The 17,166-nt window shown below is 68.9% G+C and carries 17 protein-coding genes; 8 read left to right on the top strand and 9 right to left on the bottom strand.

The genetic code is table 11. The features are described 5' to 3' along the window. The first annotated feature begins 49 nt into the window (after window positions 1–49). A complete protein-coding gene (locus tag BCR55_RS08720; protein ID WP_006407148.1) occupies window positions 50–1,126 on the top strand; it encodes a porin in 1,077 nt (358 codons plus the stop codon). Window positions 1,127–1,289: 163 nt separating this feature from the next. Continuing rightward, window positions 1,290–2,252, top strand: a complete 963-nt coding sequence (locus tag BCR55_RS08725; RefSeq protein ID WP_006410047.1) for a LysR family transcriptional regulator — start codon at window positions 1,290–1,292, stop codon at window positions 2,250–2,252. 123 nt (window positions 2,253–2,375) lie between these two features. On the opposite strand, the gene BCR55_RS08730 is transcribed toward BCR55_RS08725, so the two are convergent. Next, window positions 2,376–3,335, bottom strand: coding sequence for a nitronate monooxygenase family protein (locus BCR55_RS08730; protein WP_006410436.1), 960 nt, complete (start codon window positions 3,333–3,335; stop codon window positions 2,376–2,378). Between the two features lie 263 nt (window positions 3,336–3,598). Here BCR55_RS08730 and BCR55_RS08735 point away from each other — a divergent pair, with 263 nt between their 5' ends. Then, the gene (locus BCR55_RS08735) at window positions 3,599–4,495 is read left to right on the top strand and encodes an alpha/beta fold hydrolase (RefSeq protein ID WP_006407145.1); all 897 of its coding nucleotides are present in this window, start codon (window positions 3,599–3,601) and stop codon (window positions 4,493–4,495) included. Between the two features lie 41 nt (window positions 4,496–4,536). Here BCR55_RS08735 and BCR55_RS08740 read toward each other — a convergent pair whose 3' ends face one another. Further along, the gene (locus tag BCR55_RS08740; protein WP_065494461.1) at window positions 4,537–5,028 is read right to left on the bottom strand and encodes an Lrp/AsnC family transcriptional regulator; all 492 of its coding nucleotides are present in this window, start codon (window positions 5,026–5,028) and stop codon (window positions 4,537–4,539) included. A gap of 114 nt (window positions 5,029–5,142) precedes the next feature. On the opposite strand from BCR55_RS08740, the gene BCR55_RS08745 reads away from it, so the two are divergent. Beyond that, on the top strand, window positions 5,143–6,048 hold the full coding sequence (locus tag BCR55_RS08745) for a DMT family transporter (RefSeq protein WP_006407143.1): 906 nt from the start codon (window positions 5,143–5,145) through the stop codon (window positions 6,046–6,048). 208 nt (window positions 6,049–6,256) lie between these two features. Here the strand turns inward: BCR55_RS08745 and BCR55_RS08750 are convergent, their stop codons facing one another. The 5 genes from BCR55_RS08750 to BCR55_RS08770 are packed head-to-tail and all read right to left on the bottom strand — an operon-like array spanning window position 6,257 to window position 9,348. Beyond that, a complete protein-coding gene (locus BCR55_RS08750) occupies window positions 6,257–6,463 on the bottom strand; it encodes a DUF1289 domain-containing protein (protein WP_006407142.1) in 207 nt (68 codons plus the stop codon). Beyond that, on the bottom strand, window positions 6,460–6,966 hold the full coding sequence (locus BCR55_RS08755) for a YbaK/EbsC family protein (RefSeq protein ID WP_006398069.1): 507 nt from the start codon (window positions 6,964–6,966) through the stop codon (window positions 6,460–6,462). Before BCR55_RS08755 ends, BCR55_RS08750 begins: the two co-directional genes overlap by 4 nt. A gap of 33 nt (window positions 6,967–6,999) precedes the next feature. After that, the gene (locus BCR55_RS08760; protein WP_065494462.1) at window positions 7,000–7,932 is read right to left on the bottom strand and encodes a hydroxymethylglutaryl-CoA lyase; all 933 of its coding nucleotides are present in this window, start codon (window positions 7,930–7,932) and stop codon (window positions 7,000–7,002) included. Between the two features lie 32 nt (window positions 7,933–7,964). Next, a complete protein-coding gene (locus BCR55_RS08765; protein ID WP_065494463.1) occupies window positions 7,965–8,906 on the bottom strand; it encodes a glyoxylate/hydroxypyruvate reductase A in 942 nt (313 codons plus the stop codon). Window positions 8,907–8,910: 4 nt separating this feature from the next. After that, window positions 8,911–9,348 carry a VOC family protein gene (locus BCR55_RS08770; protein WP_006407139.1) on the bottom strand — a complete coding sequence of 146 codons (438 nt, stop codon included), beginning with the start codon at window positions 9,346–9,348 and terminating at the stop codon, window positions 8,911–8,913. Between the two features lie 209 nt (window positions 9,349–9,557). Here BCR55_RS08770 and BCR55_RS08775 point away from each other — a divergent pair, with 209 nt between their 5' ends. Continuing rightward, window positions 9,558–10,181, top strand: a complete 624-nt coding sequence (locus tag BCR55_RS08775; protein ID WP_065494464.1) for an alpha/beta hydrolase — start codon at window positions 9,558–9,560, stop codon at window positions 10,179–10,181. Between the two features lie 21 nt (window positions 10,182–10,202). Here the strand turns inward: BCR55_RS08775 and BCR55_RS08780 are convergent, their stop codons facing one another. After that, window positions 10,203–12,320, bottom strand: a complete 2,118-nt coding sequence (locus BCR55_RS08780) for a phosphocholine-specific phospholipase C (RefSeq protein WP_053297765.1) — start codon at window positions 12,318–12,320, stop codon at window positions 10,203–10,205. Window positions 12,321–12,364: 44 nt separating this feature from the next. After that, window positions 12,365–12,643 carry a hypothetical protein gene (locus tag BCR55_RS08785; protein WP_065494465.1) on the bottom strand — a complete coding sequence of 93 codons (279 nt, stop codon included), beginning with the start codon at window positions 12,641–12,643 and terminating at the stop codon, window positions 12,365–12,367. A gap of 531 nt (window positions 12,644–13,174) precedes the next feature. Between BCR55_RS08785 and BCR55_RS08790 the strand changes: the two genes are divergently transcribed. Genes BCR55_RS08790 through BCR55_RS08800 form a run of 3 tightly spaced genes read left to right on the top strand, consistent with a single transcriptional unit; the run spans window position 13,175 to window position 17,160 of the window. Then, window positions 13,175–13,924, top strand: a complete 750-nt coding sequence (locus BCR55_RS08790; protein ID WP_065494466.1) for a (2Fe-2S)-binding protein — start codon at window positions 13,175–13,177, stop codon at window positions 13,922–13,924. A gap of 15 nt (window positions 13,925–13,939) precedes the next feature. Beyond that, window positions 13,940–14,941, top strand: coding sequence for a xanthine dehydrogenase family protein subunit M (locus BCR55_RS08795; protein ID WP_065494467.1), 1,002 nt, complete (start codon window positions 13,940–13,942; stop codon window positions 14,939–14,941). Further along, window positions 14,938–17,160, top strand: coding sequence for a xanthine dehydrogenase family protein molybdopterin-binding subunit (locus tag BCR55_RS08800; protein WP_065494468.1), 2,223 nt, complete (start codon window positions 14,938–14,940; stop codon window positions 17,158–17,160). Before BCR55_RS08795 ends, BCR55_RS08800 begins: the two co-directional genes overlap by 4 nt. Window positions 17,161–17,166: the final 6 nt, after the last annotated feature.

Here is a 17,166-nt window from a genome sequence, read left to right on the forward strand (position 1 = left end):
AACAACGCTCGCGCCACTTATCGATACATCGACAAAACCTGGAGATCCCATGAAAGCATTCGCCCGCCGTGCGTCGCGCACGTCCGTCAAGCTGATTGCAGCGGCCGCCTGTGTGGCCGCTGCCGCGCCCGCCCATGCGCAATCGAGCGTGTCGCTCTACGGTCAGGTCGACGAATGGATCGGTGCGACGAAGTTCCCCGGCGGCGACCGCGCATGGAACGTGAGCGGCGGCGGGATGTCGACGTCGTACTGGGGGATGCACGGCGCCGAGGATCTCGGCGGCGGCTACAAGGCGATCTTCACGCTCGAAAGCTTCTTCCGCGCGCAGAACGGCCAGTACGGCCGCTTCACCGGCGACACGTTCTTCGCGCGCAACGCGTACGTCGGCATCAGTTCGCCGTACGGCACGGTGACGGCCGGTCGCCTGACCACGCACCTGTTCCTCTCGACGATCCTGTTCAACCCGTTCTACGACTCGTACACGTTCTCGCCGATGGTGTACCACGTGTTCCTCGGCCTCGGCACGTTCCCGACCTATCCGAGCGATCAGGGCGCGGTCGGCGATTCGGGCTGGAACAACGCGGTGTCGTACACGTCGCCGTCGTTCGGTGGACTGAATTTCGGCGCGATGTACGCGCTCGGCAATCAGGCCGGCGACAACGGCTCGAAGAAGTGGAGCGCGCAGTTCAACTATGCGAACGGCCCGTTCGCGGCGACGGCCGTCTATCAGTACGTGAACTTCAACAACGGCCCGCGCGACCTGAGCGCGCTCGTCGCCGGCATGAAGAGCCAGGGCATCGCGCTCGTCGGCGCGACCTACGATCTGAAGTACGTCAAGCTGTTCGGCCAGTACATGTATACGAAGAATGACCAGGTCGCGGGCAGCTGGCACGTGAACACCGCGCAAGGCGGCGTGTCGGTGCCGATCGGCGTCGGCAACGCGATGGCGTCCTACGCTTATTCGCGCGACGGCGGCGGGCTCGACCAGACGCGTCAGACCTGGGCGGTCGGCTACGACTATCCGCTGTCGAAGCGCACGGACATTTACGCGGCCTACATGAACGATCACATCAGCGGACTGTCGACGGGCAACACGTTCGGCGCCGGCATCCGCGCGAAGTTCTGACCCTCTGTCGCGCGCGGCGCTCGTGCCGCGCACGCTTTGCGCCCGACACGAAACGGCGCCGCGATATCGCGGCGCCGTTTTGCCATTCTTGACCTTTCGCTTCGCGTGCCTTTGTTACCCTATCTCGCAATAGCATCATCACCTGGAATTGCGAGCTAGTTAGATGGATACCCTCGTCAGCATGAATGTGTTTCGCTACGTCGTCGAAGTGGGCAGCTTCGTCGGCGCGGCGGAGCGCATGCAAATGTCGGCGGCGATGGCGAGCAAGCACGTGATGCACCTGGAGCAGCAGCTCGGCGCACGGCTGCTGCATCGTACGACGCGACGCGTCGCGCCCACCGAGGCGGGACGCGAATATTACGAGCGCCTCGTGCAGGCGCTGTCCGAACTCGACGAAGCGGGACAGGCCGTCGGCGCCGCGAGCGTGGTGCCGCAAGGGCGGCTGCGCGTGACGTCGCTGTCCGCATTCGGCTTGCGTCACGTGATGCAGGCCGTCACCGATTATGCGGAGCGCTTTCCGGACGTGACGGTCGAGATTACGTTGTCCGATCGAGTCGTCGAACTGATCGACGAGGGCTACGACGTCGCCGTGCGCGCGGCGCCGAGCGGACTGAAGTCGTCGTCGCTCGTGGCGCGCCAGATCGCGACCGCGCACATTCTGCTCGTCGCGTCGCCCGAGTATCTGAAAAAGCACGGGACGCCCGAGACGCTCGCGGATCTCGCGCGGCACAACTACCTGCGGCGCGACTCGAACGCGTCGACGCTCGACGCGATGCTGAACGACGCGGCCGCCGCGTCGCGCGTGGCGCTGAACGGCAATCTGATCGTCAACCATCTCGAAGGCCTGCGCGCGGCCGTGCTGGCCGGCGCCGGCATTGCGCTGCTCGGCACCGAAGTGGTCGGCGACGACATCGAGGCGGGGCGGCTCATGCCCGTGCTTGTCGATGCGGTACCGCCGCGCGAGCTGCCGATCTATGCGGTGTATGCGAGCCGGCGTCACGTATCGGCGAAGGTGCGCTCGTTCGTCGATTTTCTTGCTGCGCGCTTCGAAGGGCAGTCGTTGTGTCCGTCGATCGAATCGCGCTCGCACGTGCTGCCGATGTCGCGGATGAAGCGCACGGGCTGAACGCGCCGCTGCGCATCGACATAAAAAAATCGCGGACCGTGCAGCAGACGGTCCGCGATTTTTTTTGTCCGACCGATTCGCGGGTCGGCAACGTCACATGCCGCTTCAGCAGCGATAGCGACGTCAGCGCGTCACGCCGAGCCGCGCCTTCGCGGCGTCGTATTCGGTCTTGAGCCGCTCGACGAGCGCGCCGACGCTCGGCAGGTCGTCCATCAGCCCGACGCCCTGACCGGCGCCCCAGATGTCCTTCCACGCCTTCGCCTTGTCGCCGCCGAAATTCATCTTCGATTTGTCGGATTCGGGCAGCGCCTCCGGATCGAGTCCGGCCTTCTCGATGCTTTCGCGAATGTAGTTGCCGTGCACGCCGGTAAACAGGTTCGTGTAGATGATGTCCGACGATTTCGCGTTCAGGATCGCGCGCTTGTAGTCTTCGACCGCATGCGCTTCCTGCGTCGCGATGAAGCGCGTGCCCATGTAGGCGAGATCGGCGCCCATCGCCTGCGCGGCGAGAATCGAGCCGCCGTTCGCGATCGCGCCCGACAGCACGATCGGGCCGTCGAAGATCCTGCGCACTTCGCCGACCAGCGCGAACGGCGAGGTCGTGCCCGCATGGCCGCCCGCACCTGCCGCGACGAGGATCAGCCCGTCGACGCCCGCTTCCAGCGCCTTTTGCGCATGGCGGAGATTGATCACGTCGTGCAGCACGATACCGCCGTAGCTGTGCACCGCGTCGACGATCTCGCGCGCCGGCGCGCGCAGGCTCGTGATGAAGATCGGCACCTTGTGGTCGACGCACACGCGCACGTCGTGCTCGAGCCGCACGTTCGACTGATGCACGATCTGGTTGACCGCGATCGGCCCGATGACGGCGTCGGGATGGCTCGACTTGTACGCGGCGAGCTCCGACTGGATCTGCGTGAGCCACTCGTCGAGCAGTTCGGCGGGGCGCGCGTTCAGTGCGGGAAACGAACCGACGATGCCCGCCTTGCATTGCGCGAGCACGAGTTCGGGATAGCTGACGATGAACATCGGCGACGCGATGACGGGCAGCGTCAGGTTCTGCAGGACGGCAGGCAATGCCATAGGAAGTCTCCAATATCGACCCGGCGGCGCGTCGGCGTGCGCGTGAGGCATGGTGGCCGGCGCTCCGAGTGTAATCGCGAACGGCACCGTACGCAGCGAGTGATACGAACGGTCGTGCGATTTTACGCCAGCTTGGCGAAACGTGCGACGCGCGTGCGCTCGAACGAGTGCTCTGTCTCTATGTGTTTTGGCTGCTGCGCCGCTCTTCGCGGTGGCCGGCGCTCCTACAATAGCCGCCATAACGAACCTACGAGAAACAGACCATGTCGTTCGACGCGTTCGCACCGTTTCGCGTGACGGTGCAGGACACCGAGATCTTCGGTGTCAAAGGAGGCGCGGGGCCGCCGCTTCTGCTGCTGCACGGTCACCCGCAGACTCACGTGATCTGGCATCGCGTCGCCGCGACGCTCGCGAATCACTTTACGGTGATCGCCACCGATCTGCGCGGTTACGGCGCGTCCGGCAAGCCGCCGAGCGACGCCCGGCATGCGCCGTATTCGAAACGCGCGATGGCCGCCGATCAGGTCGCCGTGATGCGCCATTTCGGCTTCACGCAATTTCATGTCTGCGCGCACGACCGCGGCGCGCGTGTCGCGCATCGGCTCGCGCTCGATCATCCGTCCGCCGTCGAGCGGATGATGCTGCTCGACATCGCGCCGACGCTCGCGATGTACGAGCAGACCGACCGCGCGTTCGCGACCGCGTATTTCCACTGGTTTTTCCTGATCCAGCCCGAGCCGCTGCCCGAAACGCTGATCGAAGGCCATACCGACGCCTACATCGAGCGTGTGATGGGCAACCGGTCGGCCGGGCTCGCGCCGTTCGCGCCGCATGCGCTCGACGCGTACCGCACGGCGCTCGCGCAGCCGGGCGCCGTGCACGCGATGTGCGAGGACTATCGCGCCTCGGCGACGATCGATCTCGAGCACGACCGTGCCGATCTCGAACGCGGCAACAAGATCGCGTGCCCGCTGCGTGTGCTGTGGGGCGCGAATGGTGTCGTCGCGCGCTGCTTCGAGCCGCTCGACGAATGGCGGCGCGTCGCGCGCGACGTCAGCGGCCGCGCGCTCGACTGCGGGCACTACATCCCGGAAGAAGCGCCCGTCGCGCTGATCGACGAGATGCTCGCGTTCTTCGAGGCGCGCGAACCGGCCGTTTAAGGCGCCGGTTCGGCTCGCTTCCGCGCGGCGCGCGCCGCACGTCAGCGGTGCGACTCCTCTTCTTCGACGAGCGGCGGCAGACGGCGCGGCACGGGCGTCGACTTCACGATCGCCGTGCTCGTCTCCGCACGCTCGGTGACCTTCGACAGAATGCCGTCGAGGTGCTCGATCGTGCGCAGATAGAGGCGGCAGATGAAGCAGTCGTCGCCGGTCACCTTGTCGCATTCGACGAATTCGGGAATGCGCTGCAGCAGTTCCTCGACGAGATGCAGCTGGCCCGGCAGCGGCTTCACGCGGACGATCGCCTGCAGCGTGTAGCCGAGCGCGCGCGGATCGAGCTCGACGGTGAAGCCGGCGATCACGCCCTGTGCCTCGAGGCGCCGCACGCGATCGGCCGTGGCCGGGGCCGATAGCCCGATCTGCCGCGCGAGCTCGCTCGTCGCGATGCGCGCGTCGTCGGCGAGCGCCGCAACGATCGCGCGGTCGATCGCGTCGAGCGACGCGACGGCCGGAGGGGAAAGGCGTTTCGGCATGATCGCTTTGCTTTCTAAGGTGAATCGTTGGATTCGCTTCAGTTTAGTCGTGGCCGGCGCGATTGCAAGTTTCTAGAATCGAAGTCATCCGATTCCGCTTAACGGAGTATCACGATGGTCTCGAATGAAATCCGCCGCGGCGCCGCCGAGATGGTCGTCGCGATGGTGATGTCCGGCTCGATCGGCTGGCTCGTGATGTCGTCGCAGCAGCCGCTCGCCAACGTCGTGTTCTTTCGCTGCGTGTTCGGCGCCGCGACGCTCGCGATCGTGTGCGCGGCGCTCGGCCTGTTGCGCCGCGCGCTGTTTTCGCCGCGCATGCTCATCCTCACGGCGCTCGGCAGCATCGCGATCGTCGCCAACTGGCTGCTGCTGTTCGCCGCGTACTCGCGTGCGTCGATCTCGATGGCGACGGCCGTCTACAACACGCAGCCGTTCATGCTCGTCGCGCTCGGCGCGATCGTGTTCCGCGAGCGGATCACGGCGTCGACGCTCGTCTGGCTCGCGCTCGCCTTCGTCGGGCTCGTGTGCGTCGTGCGTGTCGAGCCGGCCGTGCTCGCGGTGCCGGGCGAATATCTCGAAGGCGTCGCGCTCGCGCTCGGCGCGGCGTTTCTGTACGCGGTGTCGTCGATCATCACGAAGCACCTGAAGGGCACGCCGCCGCATCTGCTCGCGCTATTGCAGGTCGCGCTCGGGATCGTGCTGCTCGCGCCGTTCGCGCACTTCGACACGCCGCCCGCGACGCCCGCGCAGTGGGCCGATCTCGTCGTGCTCGGGATCGTGAACACCGGCGTGATGTACGTGCTGCTGTACGGCGCGATCCAGAAGCTGCCGACCGCGATGACGGGCGCGCTGTCGTTCGTCTATCCGATCGTCGCGATCGTCGTCGATCGAATCGCGTTCGGCCAGACGCTCGCATGGGCGCAAGTGTTCGGCGCGCTGCTGATCCTGCTCGCGGCGGCCGGCGTCAATCTCGGCTGGCGCATCGTGCCGACGCGCCGTCGCGCGCACGCCGGCAACTGAAACGGTCGTACGCTTTTCGTGCGCCGCGAGCGTGCGCGAACGGCCGTTCGCGGTGCCCGCACGCGTGCGCGGCAGCGCTGTAAGAAGTTGTAGGGAAACACCCGATGCGATGCCGGCGCGTCGCTCGTATCATCGCGGCTGTGACGTTGATCACGTTCACAGGATTCCGATCTCGACGCCGTTCGCCCGCAGGCTGAACGGCTTTTTTTTATTCGCCGCTTCGCGCAAGCATGCGCCGCCGCGCATCGAGCCGCGCGAGCACCACGCGTCGCGCGTCGTCGTCGGCGCTGCGCCATGCGCGGATCTCGTCGCGCGTGCGCAGGCAGCCCGCGCACCACTCGGTGCGCGGATCGATGCGGCATACGTCCGTGCAGGGCGAACCCACGACACCGACCGGCACCGGCACGTCGCTCATGCCGGGTCCCGCAGCGCGACGTCCGCGACCGGCGCGCCCGTCAGTGCGAGGAGCTCCTGCGGCGACAGGTTGAACACCGCATGCGGATGGCCGGCAGCTGCCCACAGGCTGTCGAGCGCGAGCAGATCGGCATCGATCAGCGTGACCGGTTCGACCAGATGACCGATCGGGCAAACGCCGCCGATCGCATAGCCGGTGTTGTCGCGCACGAACTTCGCATCCGCGCGGCCGACCGGGCCGACCTGCGCGGCGACCTTTCGTTCGTCGACGCGGTTCGCACCGCTCGCGACGACGAGCACCGGCGCGCCGTCCGCCTGCCGGCGAAACAGAATCGATTTCGCGATCTGCGCGACCGAGCAGCCGAGGCCGGCCGCGGCCTCCGCGGAAGTCTTGCCGGTTTCGGCGAGCATCACGATGTCCTTCGTGTGGCCGCGCTCGCGCAGCAGCAGCGCGACGCGGCGCGCGGAATCGGGGAGCGTGTCGAGTGAAGCGGGTGTCGTCATGTTCAGGAATCCATCCAGTCGTCGAATGTCGGGTCAGGTGCAGCTCGGCGCATCGGCCGCGCTCTGCGCTTTCGCGAGCAGCGCGCGCCCGGCGCGCGACACGTTCGCGCGGCCGATCGCGTTCGAGATGAAGTCGCCGGCGGCGACCACCTGCGCGAGATCGATGCCGGTGTCGATGCCGAGGCCCTGCATCAGGTACAGCACGTCCTCGGTCGCGACGTTGCCGGTCGCGCCCTTCGCGTACGGGCAGCCGCCGAGCCCCGCGACCGACGCGTGAAAGATCTCGATGCCTTCGAACAGCGCCGCATAGATGTTTGCGAGCGCCTGGCCGTACGTATCGTGGAAGTGGCCCGACAGCCGCTCGCGCGGGAACACGCGGGCGACCGCGTCGAGCACTTCGCGCGTGCGCTTCGGCGTGCCGACGCCGATCGTGTCGGCGATGTCGATCTCGTCGCAGCCGAGCGCCGCGAAGCGCTCGACGACGTCGACGACCGACGCGACCGGCACCTCGCCCTGGTACGGGCAGCCGAGCGCGCACGACACGCTGCCGCGCAGCCGCAGGCCCGCCTCCTTCGCGGCCTTCGCGACGGGCTCGAAGCGCGCGATGCTCTCGGCGATGCTGCAGTTGATGTTCCGCTGCGAGAACGCCTCGCTCGCCGCACCGAAGATCACGACTTCGTCGGCACGCGCGGCGAGCGCGTTCTCGAAGCCTTTCAGGTTCGGCGTGAGCACCGAGTAGACGGTGCCCGCGCGGCGCTCGATGCCGGCCATCACGTCGGCGCCGTCGGCCATCTGCGGCACCCATTTCGGCGACACGAACGATGCGGCTTCGATGTTGCGAAAGCCCGCGCGCGACAGCTTGTCGACGAGCGCGACCTTCACGTCGGTCGGCACGAAGGTCTTTTCGTTCTGCAGCCCGTCGCGCGGGCCGACTTCGACGATCTTGACGGCGGTGGGGAACGTCATGGTTGTCTCCTGGTTGCTTGGTATGGCGGGCGTCAGTAGCCGCGCGCGTAGTCGACGATGCCGCCGACCGGCTCGCCGCGCTCGAAGGCGCGGATCTTCGCGGCGATCTGCTCGACGGCTTCGTCGCGCAGCGTCTCGGCCGAGCTGTGCGGCGTGATCGTGATGCGCGGCGTGTGCCAGAACGGATGATCGGCGGGCAGCGGCTCGTGCTGGAACACGTCGAGCGTCGCCGCGGCGATCCGGCCGCTCGCGAGCGCGTCGAGCAGATCGGCTTCGACGAGATGCGCGCCGCGCGCGACGTTGATCAGATAGGCACCCGGCGCGAGCCGCGCGAACGTGCGCGCGCACAGCAGGCCGTCGGTGGCCGGCGTGCTCGGCAGCAGGTTCACGAGCACCTTCGCGCCGTCGAGGCAGGCGTCGAGCGCTTCGTCGCCCGCGAATGTCTCGATGCCGTCGATGCGTTTCGGGCTGCGGCTGTAGCCGCGCACCGGCAGGCCGAGCGCCGCGAGCGCACGTGCGACCTGCGTGCCGAGCACGCCGAGGCCGAGCACCGCGACGACGAAGCTCGCGCGCGGATGCGCGTCGAGCACCTGCCAGCGACGCTCGCGCTGCAAGGCGTCGTATTCGTCGAAACGGCGCAGGTAGCGCAGCACCGCGTGCGTCACGTATTCGATCATCTGCTGCGCCATGCCGGAATCTTCGAGCCGCACGAGCGGCACGTGCCGCGGCAGCGTGCCGGGGTGAGCGCGTTCGAGCGCGAGCAGCGCGTCGACGCCCGCGCCGAGATTGAAGATCGCGCGCAGTCCGTCGCGCGGCGCGAAGAACGCGGGCGGTGCGCGCCATACGAGCGCATAGTCGGCCGCGGCCGTATCGCCGGGCTGCCACGCGCGCAGTTCGGCCTCGGGCAGCACGCGCGCGAACGCGTCGCGCCACGCGGCGGCGTCCTGGTGCGGCGAATGGAACAGGATCTTCATGCGCTCACTTCGCGAACAGCTGGCCGATGTCGGCGAATGCCTTGAATTCGAGCGCATTGCCGCACGGATCGAGGAAGAACATCGTCGCCTGCTCGCCGACTTCGCCCTTGAAGCGCACGTGCGGCTCGATCACGAAGCGGATCTGCGCGGCGCGCAGCCGGTCGGCGAGCGCGTGCCATTCGTCCATCGACAGCACGACGCCGAAGTGGCGCACCGGCACGTCGTCGCCGTCGACCGCGTTCACCGCGCTCGCGCCGGTTTCGTCGGGCGCGAGGTGCGCGACGAGCTGATGGCCGAAGAAGTCGAAATCGACCCAGTGGTCGGCGCTGCGGCCTTCCGGGCAGCCGAGCAGGCCGCCGTAGAACGCGCGCGCGTCGGCGAGGCTCGATACGGGAAAGGCGAGATGGAAGGGGCGCAGCGCGCGGGAAGGCGTAGCGGACATCGGGCGTCTCCTGACGATCGGACGCGCGCGCGGCGGCGCGCGGTCCGGCTCCATGCATAGCTGACGGGAAGCCCACATTCTACGGTGTCGGCGCCTATCGCGCGCCGTCGCGCGGCGGCGTGCGCAAAAGCAAAGCACAAAATATTGGTTCGGCTGCCGCGCGCCGCACGCGACAATCGGCCTACCTGTACAAGCAAGCGAGGGCAATCATGCGCGGATGCAGCAAATCGGCGTGGCCGCCGCGGCTCGTGACGGTTCCGGGCCTGCACGGCAGCGAAGGCGCTCATTGGCAGACCTGGCTCGAACGGCAGTTTCCGCGCGCGCTGCGCGTCGAGCAGGACGACTGGGATGCACCCGATCTCGCGCGCTGGGCGCAGGCCGTGCGCGCCTTGCTCGAACGCGAGCGCGGGCCGTTCGTGCTCGCCGCGCATAGCTTCGGCTGCCTCGCGGCCGCGCATGCGCTCGCGCAGTGGCCGCTCGCCGCCGAAGTCGCGGGCGTGCTGCTCGTCGCGCCCGCGAGCCCGCGCAAATTCACGTTCGCCGGGCCGTTCGACGCACGCCGCCTGCCGGTGCCGTCGATCGTGATCGGCAGCGAAACCGATCCGTGGATGCCGCTCGCCGACGCGCGCACGCTCGCGCAACAGCTCGGCAGCGCGTTCGTCAATCTCGGCGATGCCGGTCACATCAACACGGCGGCCGGCTTCGGGCCGTGGCCGCGCGCGAAATACTTCGTCGATACGCTCGTGCACTGCGCGGCGCCGCTGCGTTTTCGCGAGGCGGAGCCGGAGGTGGCGGCCGCGCGCGTCGAACGCGCGCTCGCGCACGCGTTCTGATGCCGCGCGCGGCGCCGCTGGCTATGCCGCCACCGGCCGCACGGCCGCCGGATCCGAATAGCTCGGCCGGCCGTTCTCGACGTGTCCCGCGAAGCGGCGCGAGAACGTGCCGTTCGCGCCGTCGCTGACCGTCACGTCATACCACTGGTGGCTCGAGGCCAGCAGCCACTGCTCGACGCGCTCCTCGCCGCCGTGCAGCGTGACCTCGCGTGACGGTGCGCCGTACGCATTGTCGGTCAGCGTGAGCGTCACGCGCGCCGTGCCGTGGTTGTGCAGCTTCAGATACAGATTGCCGTTGGCGACGTCGTAGCCGGCCTTCACTTCGGGCTGCGCGTCGTTGCGCCGCCGCGCGGCCGCCGCCGATACGTCGCCCGCGAAGATCCGCACGAAGCCGTTCGGCCCGTACACCGAGAACGCATACGCGCCGTTCGTCACGGTCAGGTCGAATTCCGCATGCAGCACGCGGCGCGCGCCGACCGTATAGCGCCACGGGCCGTCGGTCCGGTTCGTCCCGTACACATAGAAGTGCGCGCCCTGATCGCCGCGGTTCGCGAACTCGATGCGCAGCGTGTGTGCGCCGCGCAGCGTCGCGTTCACGTGAAGCTCGTACGGCAGCGCGCGTGCGGGACGCACGCCGGGCTCCTGCGGATCGATCGGCGACGGCGTCGCGGGCACCGTCGGCGCCGGCTGCGACGTGCATTGCTGATCGGCGAGCGAGCGGTACTGGCTCGTGTCCGGCAACGGCGGGAACGTCGCGTCGGACGAGCGGAAGTCGAACGCCGACGTCAGATCGCCGCACACCGTGCGGCGCCACGGCGTGATGTTCGGCTCGTCGACGCCGAAGCGCGCGCCGATGAAGCGGATCACCGACGTGTGATCGAACACCTGCGAACAGACGAAGCCGCCCTTGGTCCATGGCGACACGATCGTCATCGGCACGCGCGGGCCGAGGCCGTATGGCAGGCCGTCGGCCGTGTAGCTGCCGCCGCGGCCCGGGTTCACGACCGTGTGCAGCTCGCCGTCGGTCGTCACCGTCGAGGCGCCCTGCGCGTCGGACGTCGGCGGTTGCGGCGGCACGATGTGGTCGAAGAAGCCGTCGTTCTCGTCGTACATGATGAACAGCACGGTCTTGCGCCAGACGTCCGGATTCGCAGTCAGCGCATCGAGGATCTGTGACGTGTAGTTCGCGCCGTACGCGGGCGTGTACTTCGGATGCTCGGAGAACGCGGCGGGCGGCAGCAGCCACGACACCTGCGGCAGCCGGCCCGCGAGCACGTCCGCCTTCAGGTCGTCGAGCGTGCGCACCGTCTGCGCGCGCTGGTACAGCGACGAGCCCGGCTGCGCGTTGATGAAGTTCGCGAAGTTCTGCAGGATGTTCGTCCCGTAGTTGCCGTTGTACGGATCGCTGCCGGTCGTTCCCTGCTGGTAGACCTGCCACGACACGCCGCGCGCCTCGAGCCGCTCGGGGAAAGTCGTCCACGACAGCAGCTGATAGGTGGGCGGGCCGTCGCCGTCGACGTAGTCGTTGTTGTCGAGCAGCGGGCCGCCGAACTTGCCGGTCGGATCGACCGTACCCGTCATCAGATACGCGCGGTTCGGGTGCGTCGGCCCCGGCAGCGAGCAGAAGTAGTGATCGCAGACGGTGAACGCGTCGGCGAGCGCGTAGTGGAACGGAATGTCCTCGCGCACGTGATAGCCCATCGTCATGTCGGTCTTGTTGGCCGGCCACTGGTCGTAGCGGCCGCCGTCGATCGCCGCGTGCGTCTTGTACCACGAGTGATCGAGATCGCCGACGCACTGCGCGCTCGTCGTCAGCGTGTTCAGCCGAAACGGCAGCACCGCGCGCGACGGATCGGCCTTCGACGGCTGATACCAGACCGGCTTGCCGTTCGGCAGCGGGATCGGGAAGCGGTCGTTGTAGCCGCGCACGCCGCGCAGGTGTCCGAAATAATGATCGAACGAGCGGTTTTCCTGCATGAACACGACGATGTGCTCGACGTCGCGGATCGTGCCGGTTCCGCGCGCGGCCGGAATCGCGAGCGCGCGACGGATCGATTCGGGAAACGCGTTGAGCGCGACGGCGGCGCCCGCGGATTGCGCGACGGTATGCAGGAAACGGCGGCGGCTGGATGACGTCATGTTGTTCACCTCGGTTCTGCGATGCGGGGAAGGGGACGGCGAAATCAGTGCGAGGGCGCGGCGGCGGCGTCCGATGCGCGTACATCCGTCGCGGCTTGCGCATCGTCGTCGTCGGGCGGGTAGTGCACGACCGGCGGCGCGAGCGGCGCGGCCGCCGACGCGGCGACGTTCGAAGGCGCGCCGCCGTTGAACGCGTTCGCGCTGCCGGCGGACGCGCCGGCCTGTTGCGATGCGTCGGCGGCCTGCGTGTCGTGCGGCGCGTCGTCGCTGCAGGCGGCCAGCGCGGCGACACAAAGAACGACGACGAACGCGACGCGATGCATGAGGACTCTCCTGGCGGGTCGATCGGGAACGTTTTCGAGTATGCCGTCGCGATGCGACGTTTCGGTGAATCGTTTGCGACGGCCGCGTGATCGCAAAACGCTTTCGTGCGGCTGACCGAACGCTTTCGCCACGCCGGATTTCCAACGTGCGGTAAATCGCGCATGCATCGGCATCGACGTTCGGCGCAACGCACGCACGTGTCGCTGCCTGTCGCGCGATCGCGCGACGCGCGCGGCAGTCGGTCGAGATGTCCGCAAACGGCGGCCGTACGTGCATTTTTTGCCGCATCGACCGTGCGGCGACCGTCGCGCGTCAGCGGCGCGTCATGTTCGCGTCAGGAACGGCGACGCGAGCCGCGCACGCATCGCCCAAGCGCTTGCGGTGCGCGAACCGCACGATGCGCGGCGCACGCGCGCCATGCGCGGCATCGCGATTGCTACGGCAGCCGATACGCGTGCTTCGTCCGCGTCGCCATTGCGCGAGCGGATGTCCACATCTGCGTCCCTCAATTCATGGAGCGAGCAGAAGTCATGTCCAGCGATCGACCTCTTTCCCCGTCATCCGCGCCGCGCGGCCCATGTTCGCCCGCGGCGCCTTGCCAGCACGGCGCGACGCCGCCCGTTCACGATACGCCGTCGAGCGCCGCGCGGCGCCGCTTCCTGCAATCGGCGGCGGCCGCCGCAACGGTCGGCGCGGCGCCGGCCATGCATGCGCAGCCACCGCATGCGAGCGCGGCGTCGGCCCCGCCGGCGCTCGCGACAGTGCCGGCGCGCCCCGTTCATCTCGACATCAACGGTCATGCCTATACGTTGCAGCTCGAACCGCGCGTCACGCTGCTCGACGCGCTGCGCGAATACGCAGGGCTCACTGGCACGAAGAAGGGTTGCGACCGCGGCCAGTGCGGCGCGTGCACGGTGCTCGTCGACGGACGGCGCATCAACGCGTGTCTGACGCTCGCGGTGATGCACGAAGGGCAGCGCATCACGACCGTCGAAGGGCTCGCGCGCGACGGCGTGCTGAGCCCGGTGCAGCGTGCGTTCGTCGAACACGATGCGTTCCAGTGCGGCTACTGCACGCCGGGCCAGCTGTGTTCGGCGACGGCGTTGCTCGACGAATTCGCATCGGGCGCGGCGAGCGCCGCCACGGCGGACGTGCGGCAGCGTCCGGCGCAGCTGTCGGACGACGAGATCCGCGAACGCATGAGCGGCAACCTGTGCCGCTGCGGCGCCTATTCGAACATCGTCGCCGCCGTGCGTGCCGCGCACGCGCGCAACGCGTAAGCGGAGGGCCGCGTCATGGAAGCGATCTCGTACGAACGCGCGACCGACGTCGCGGACGCCGTGCGCGCCGCGCAGCAGCCGGGCGCCGCGTTCATCGGCGGCGGCACGAACCTGCTCGATCTGATGAAGGGCGGCGTCGCGCGGCCCGTCATGCTGATCGACGTCACGCATATCGCGGGCCTCGACACGGTCGACGCGTTGCCGGACGGCGGGCTGAGGATCGGCGCGCTCGTGCGCAACAGCGACGCGGCCGATCATCCGCGCGTGCGCAGCGGTTATCCGCTGCTGTCGCAAGCGCTGCTGGCCGGCGCGTCCGCGCAGCTGCGCAACATGGCGACCGTCGGCGGCAACCTGATGCAACGCACGCGCTGCCCGTACTTCTACGATCCGGCGTTCGCGCAATGCAACAAGCGCGATCCGGGCAGCGGCTGCGCGGCGATCGGCGGCGACAACCGGATGCACGCGATTCTCGGCGCGAGTGCGCATTGCGTGGCCGTCAATCCGTCGGACATGAGCGTCGCGTTCGCGGCGCTCGACGCGGTCGTGCGCACGAGCGGCCCGCGCGGCGAGCGGCAGATTCCGTTCGCGTCGTTTCATCGGCTGCCCGGCGACCGCCCCGATCTCGACACGACGCTCGAGCCGGGCGAACTGATCACCGCGGTCGACCTGCCGCCGCCGCAGTTTGCCGATCATGCGCACTACGTGAAGGTGCGCGACCGCGCGAGCTATGCGTTCGCGCTGGTGTCGGTCGCCGCCGCGCTGCGGATGGACGGCGCACGGATCGAACACGCGCGCATCGCGCTCGGCGGCGTCGCGCACAAGCCGCTGCGCGCGACGGCCGCGGAGCAGCATCTCGCCGGTCGCGAGCCGACGGATGCGGCGTTGCGCGAAGCGGCCGCACTCGCGCTGCGCGATGCGCAGCCGCTCGACGGCAATGCATTCAAGGTCGCGCTCGCGCAGCGCGCGATCGTGCGCGCGGTGAAGACGGCCGCGCGATCGACGGGAGGACACGCATGAACACGCTGACCGGACAGCCGCTCGACCGCGTCGACGGCGTACTCAAGGTGACGGGCGGCGCACGCTACGCAGCCGAATTCGACGATGCGCGGCTCGCGCATGCGGTGCTCGTGACGAGCACGATCGCGAGCGGCCGCGTCGAGTCGATCGACACGGCGCGCGCCCGCGCGATGCCCGGCGTGCTGCTCGTGATCACGCACGAAAACGCGCTGCGCCTGCCGAACGCGGGCCGGCCGCCGCTGTCGCCGCCGGCCGGCCGCCGGCTCACGCTGCTGCAGGACGACGCGGTGCGCTACAGCAACGAGCCGGTCGCGGTAGTCGTCGCCGATACGCTCGAACATGCGACCGACGCCGCGCAGGCGGTGCGCGTGCGTTATCGCGCGAGCGAGGCGGCGCTCGATTTCGCGCGCGAGAAGGGCCGCGCGCGCGTGCCGCCGAAGCAGCAGGGGCGCGAGATGGACACGCAGCGCGGCGACGTCGAGGCAGGGTTGCGCGCGGGCGACGTGCACGTCGACGCGACGTACACGACGCCGATGCAGCATCACAACCCGATCGAGCCGCACGCGACGATGGCGCGCTGGGACGGACCGACGCTCACGCTGCACGACGCGACGCAGGGCGTGACCGGCACGCGCAACGCCGTGGCCGCCGTGTTCGGAATCGCGCCGGAGCACGTGCGCGTGATCTCGCCGTTTCTCGGCGGCGGGTTCGGCTGCAAGGGTTCGTCGTGGTCGCACGTGTCGCTGTGCGCGATGGCCGCGAAGCAGACCGGGCGACCGGTGCGGCTCGTGCTGACGCGGCCGCAGATGTTCGGCCCGGTCGGCGGACGGCCGCTGACCGAGCAGCGCGTCGTGCTGGCCGCGCGGCGCGACGGCACGCTGACCGCGATGCGCCACGATTCGATCGTCACGACGTCGACCTTCGAGGACTGGACCGAGATGTGCGGAATGCCGTCGCGGATCATGTATGCGGTGCCGAACCAGGCGACCACCCATCGGATCGTGTCGCTGAACGTCGGCACGCCGACGTTCATGCGTGCGCCCGGCGAAGCGTCCGGCTCGTTCGCGCTCGAATCGGCGATGGACGAGCTCGCGTGGCAGCTCGGCATGGATCCGGTCGCGCTGCGGCTCGCGAACTATGCGCAGGTCGATCCGGAGGACGGCAAGCCGTGGTCGAGCAATGCGCTGCGCGAGTGCTATCGCGTCGGCGCGCAGCGCTTCGGCTGGTCGCGCCGCACGCAGGCGCCGCGCACGCTGCGCGACGGCGATACGCTGATCGGCCTCGGGATGGCGGCCGCGACGTATCCGGGAAACCGCAGCGAGGCATCGGCGCGCGCGCGGATCCTGCCGGACGGCACGGCTGAAGTCGCGTCGGGCACGCAGGACATCGGCACCGGCACCTACACGGTGATGACGCAGGTCGCGGCCGACGCGCTCGGCTTTGCGCCGCAGAACGTGCGCTTCTCGCTCGGCGATTCGGGGCTGCCCGGTGCGCCCGTGTCGGGCGGCTCGCAGTCGGCGGCGAGCGTCGCGCCGGCCGTGCGCGAGGCGGCGCTGCAGGCGCGTGCGAAGCTGATCGCGATGGCGATCGCCGATGCGGGTTCACCGCTGCACGGCGCCGCGGCGGACGACGTGACGGTCGACGACGGCTGGGTCGTGCATCGCGCGGACCGATCGCGACGCGACCCGGCGGCCGCGGTGATCGCGCGCGCGGGCGGGCAACCGATCGAGGCGCTCGCGACGACGAAGCAGGGCGACGAGAAGCAGCGTTACGCGTTCCATTCGTTCGGCGCGGTGTTTGCGGAAGTGCACGTCGACGCGGAGCTCGGCACGATACGCGTGCCGCGCATCGTCGGCGTGTACAGCGTCGGCGCGCTGCTGAACGCGAAGACGGCGCGCAGCCAGCTGCTCGGCGGCATGGTGTGGGGGCTCGGCACCGCGCTCGAGGAGGGCTCGCATCTCGACCTGCGTGCCGGCCGCTTCACGAACGCGAATCTCGCCGAGTATCACGTGCCGGTGAATGCCGATATCGGCGAGCTGGACGTCACGTTCGTCGACGAGCGCGATGCGCATTTCAATCCGCTCGGTATCCGCGGGATCGGCGAGATCGGCATCACGGGCGTGCCGGCCGCGATCGCGAATGCGGTTTATCACGCGACCGGCGTGCGCGTGCGCGATCTGCCGATCACGCTCGACAAGGTGATGGCCGCCTCCGCTTGAGGCACG

The sequence above is a fragment of the Burkholderia sp. CCA53 genome (assembly GCF_001685525.1).
GTDB classification, from domain to species: Bacteria; Pseudomonadota; Gammaproteobacteria; order Burkholderiales; family Burkholderiaceae; genus Burkholderia; species Burkholderia multivorans.

Coding starts and splice junctions, on each gene's coding strand:
- BCR55_RS08720 (WP_006407148.1), top strand. CDS start 50: ATGAAAGCATTCGCCCGCCGTGCGTCGCGCACGTCCGTCAAGCTGATT.
- BCR55_RS08725 (WP_006410047.1), top strand. CDS start 1,290: ATGGATACCCTCGTCAGCATGAATGTGTTTCGCTACGTCGTCGAAGTG.
- BCR55_RS08730 (WP_006410436.1), bottom strand. CDS start 3,335: ATGGCATTGCCTGCCGTCCTGCAGAACCTGACGCTGCCCGTCATCGCG.
- BCR55_RS08735 (WP_006407145.1), top strand. CDS start 3,599: ATGTCGTTCGACGCGTTCGCACCGTTTCGCGTGACGGTGCAGGACACC.
- BCR55_RS08740 (WP_065494461.1), bottom strand. CDS start 5,028: ATGCCGAAACGCCTTTCCCCTCCGGCCGTCGCGTCGCTCGACGCGATC.
- BCR55_RS08745 (WP_006407143.1), top strand. CDS start 5,143: ATGGTCTCGAATGAAATCCGCCGCGGCGCCGCCGAGATGGTCGTCGCG.
- BCR55_RS08750 (WP_006407142.1), bottom strand. CDS start 6,463: ATGAGCGACGTGCCGGTGCCGGTCGGTGTCGTGGGTTCGCCCTGCACG.
- BCR55_RS08755 (WP_006398069.1), bottom strand. CDS start 6,966: ATGACGACACCCGCTTCACTCGACACGCTCCCCGATTCCGCGCGCCGC.
- BCR55_RS08760 (WP_065494462.1), bottom strand. CDS start 7,932: ATGACGTTCCCCACCGCCGTCAAGATCGTCGAAGTCGGCCCGCGCGAC.
- BCR55_RS08765 (WP_065494463.1), bottom strand. CDS start 8,906: ATGAAGATCCTGTTCCATTCGCCGCACCAGGACGCCGCCGCGTGGCGC.
- BCR55_RS08770 (WP_006407139.1), bottom strand. CDS start 9,348: ATGTCCGCTACGCCTTCCCGCGCGCTGCGCCCCTTCCATCTCGCCTTT.
- BCR55_RS08775 (WP_065494464.1), top strand. CDS start 9,558: ATGCGCGGATGCAGCAAATCGGCGTGGCCGCCGCGGCTCGTGACGGTT.
- BCR55_RS08780 (WP_053297765.1), bottom strand. CDS start 12,320: ATGACGTCATCCAGCCGCCGCCGTTTCCTGCATACCGTCGCGCAATCC.
- BCR55_RS08785 (WP_065494465.1), bottom strand. CDS start 12,643: ATGCATCGCGTCGCGTTCGTCGTCGTTCTTTGTGTCGCCGCGCTGGCC.
- BCR55_RS08790 (WP_065494466.1), top strand. CDS start 13,175: ATGTCCAGCGATCGACCTCTTTCCCCGTCATCCGCGCCGCGCGGCCCA.
- BCR55_RS08795 (WP_065494467.1), top strand. CDS start 13,940: ATGGAAGCGATCTCGTACGAACGCGCGACCGACGTCGCGGACGCCGTG.
- BCR55_RS08800 (WP_065494468.1), top strand. CDS start 14,938: ATGAACACGCTGACCGGACAGCCGCTCGACCGCGTCGACGGCGTACTC.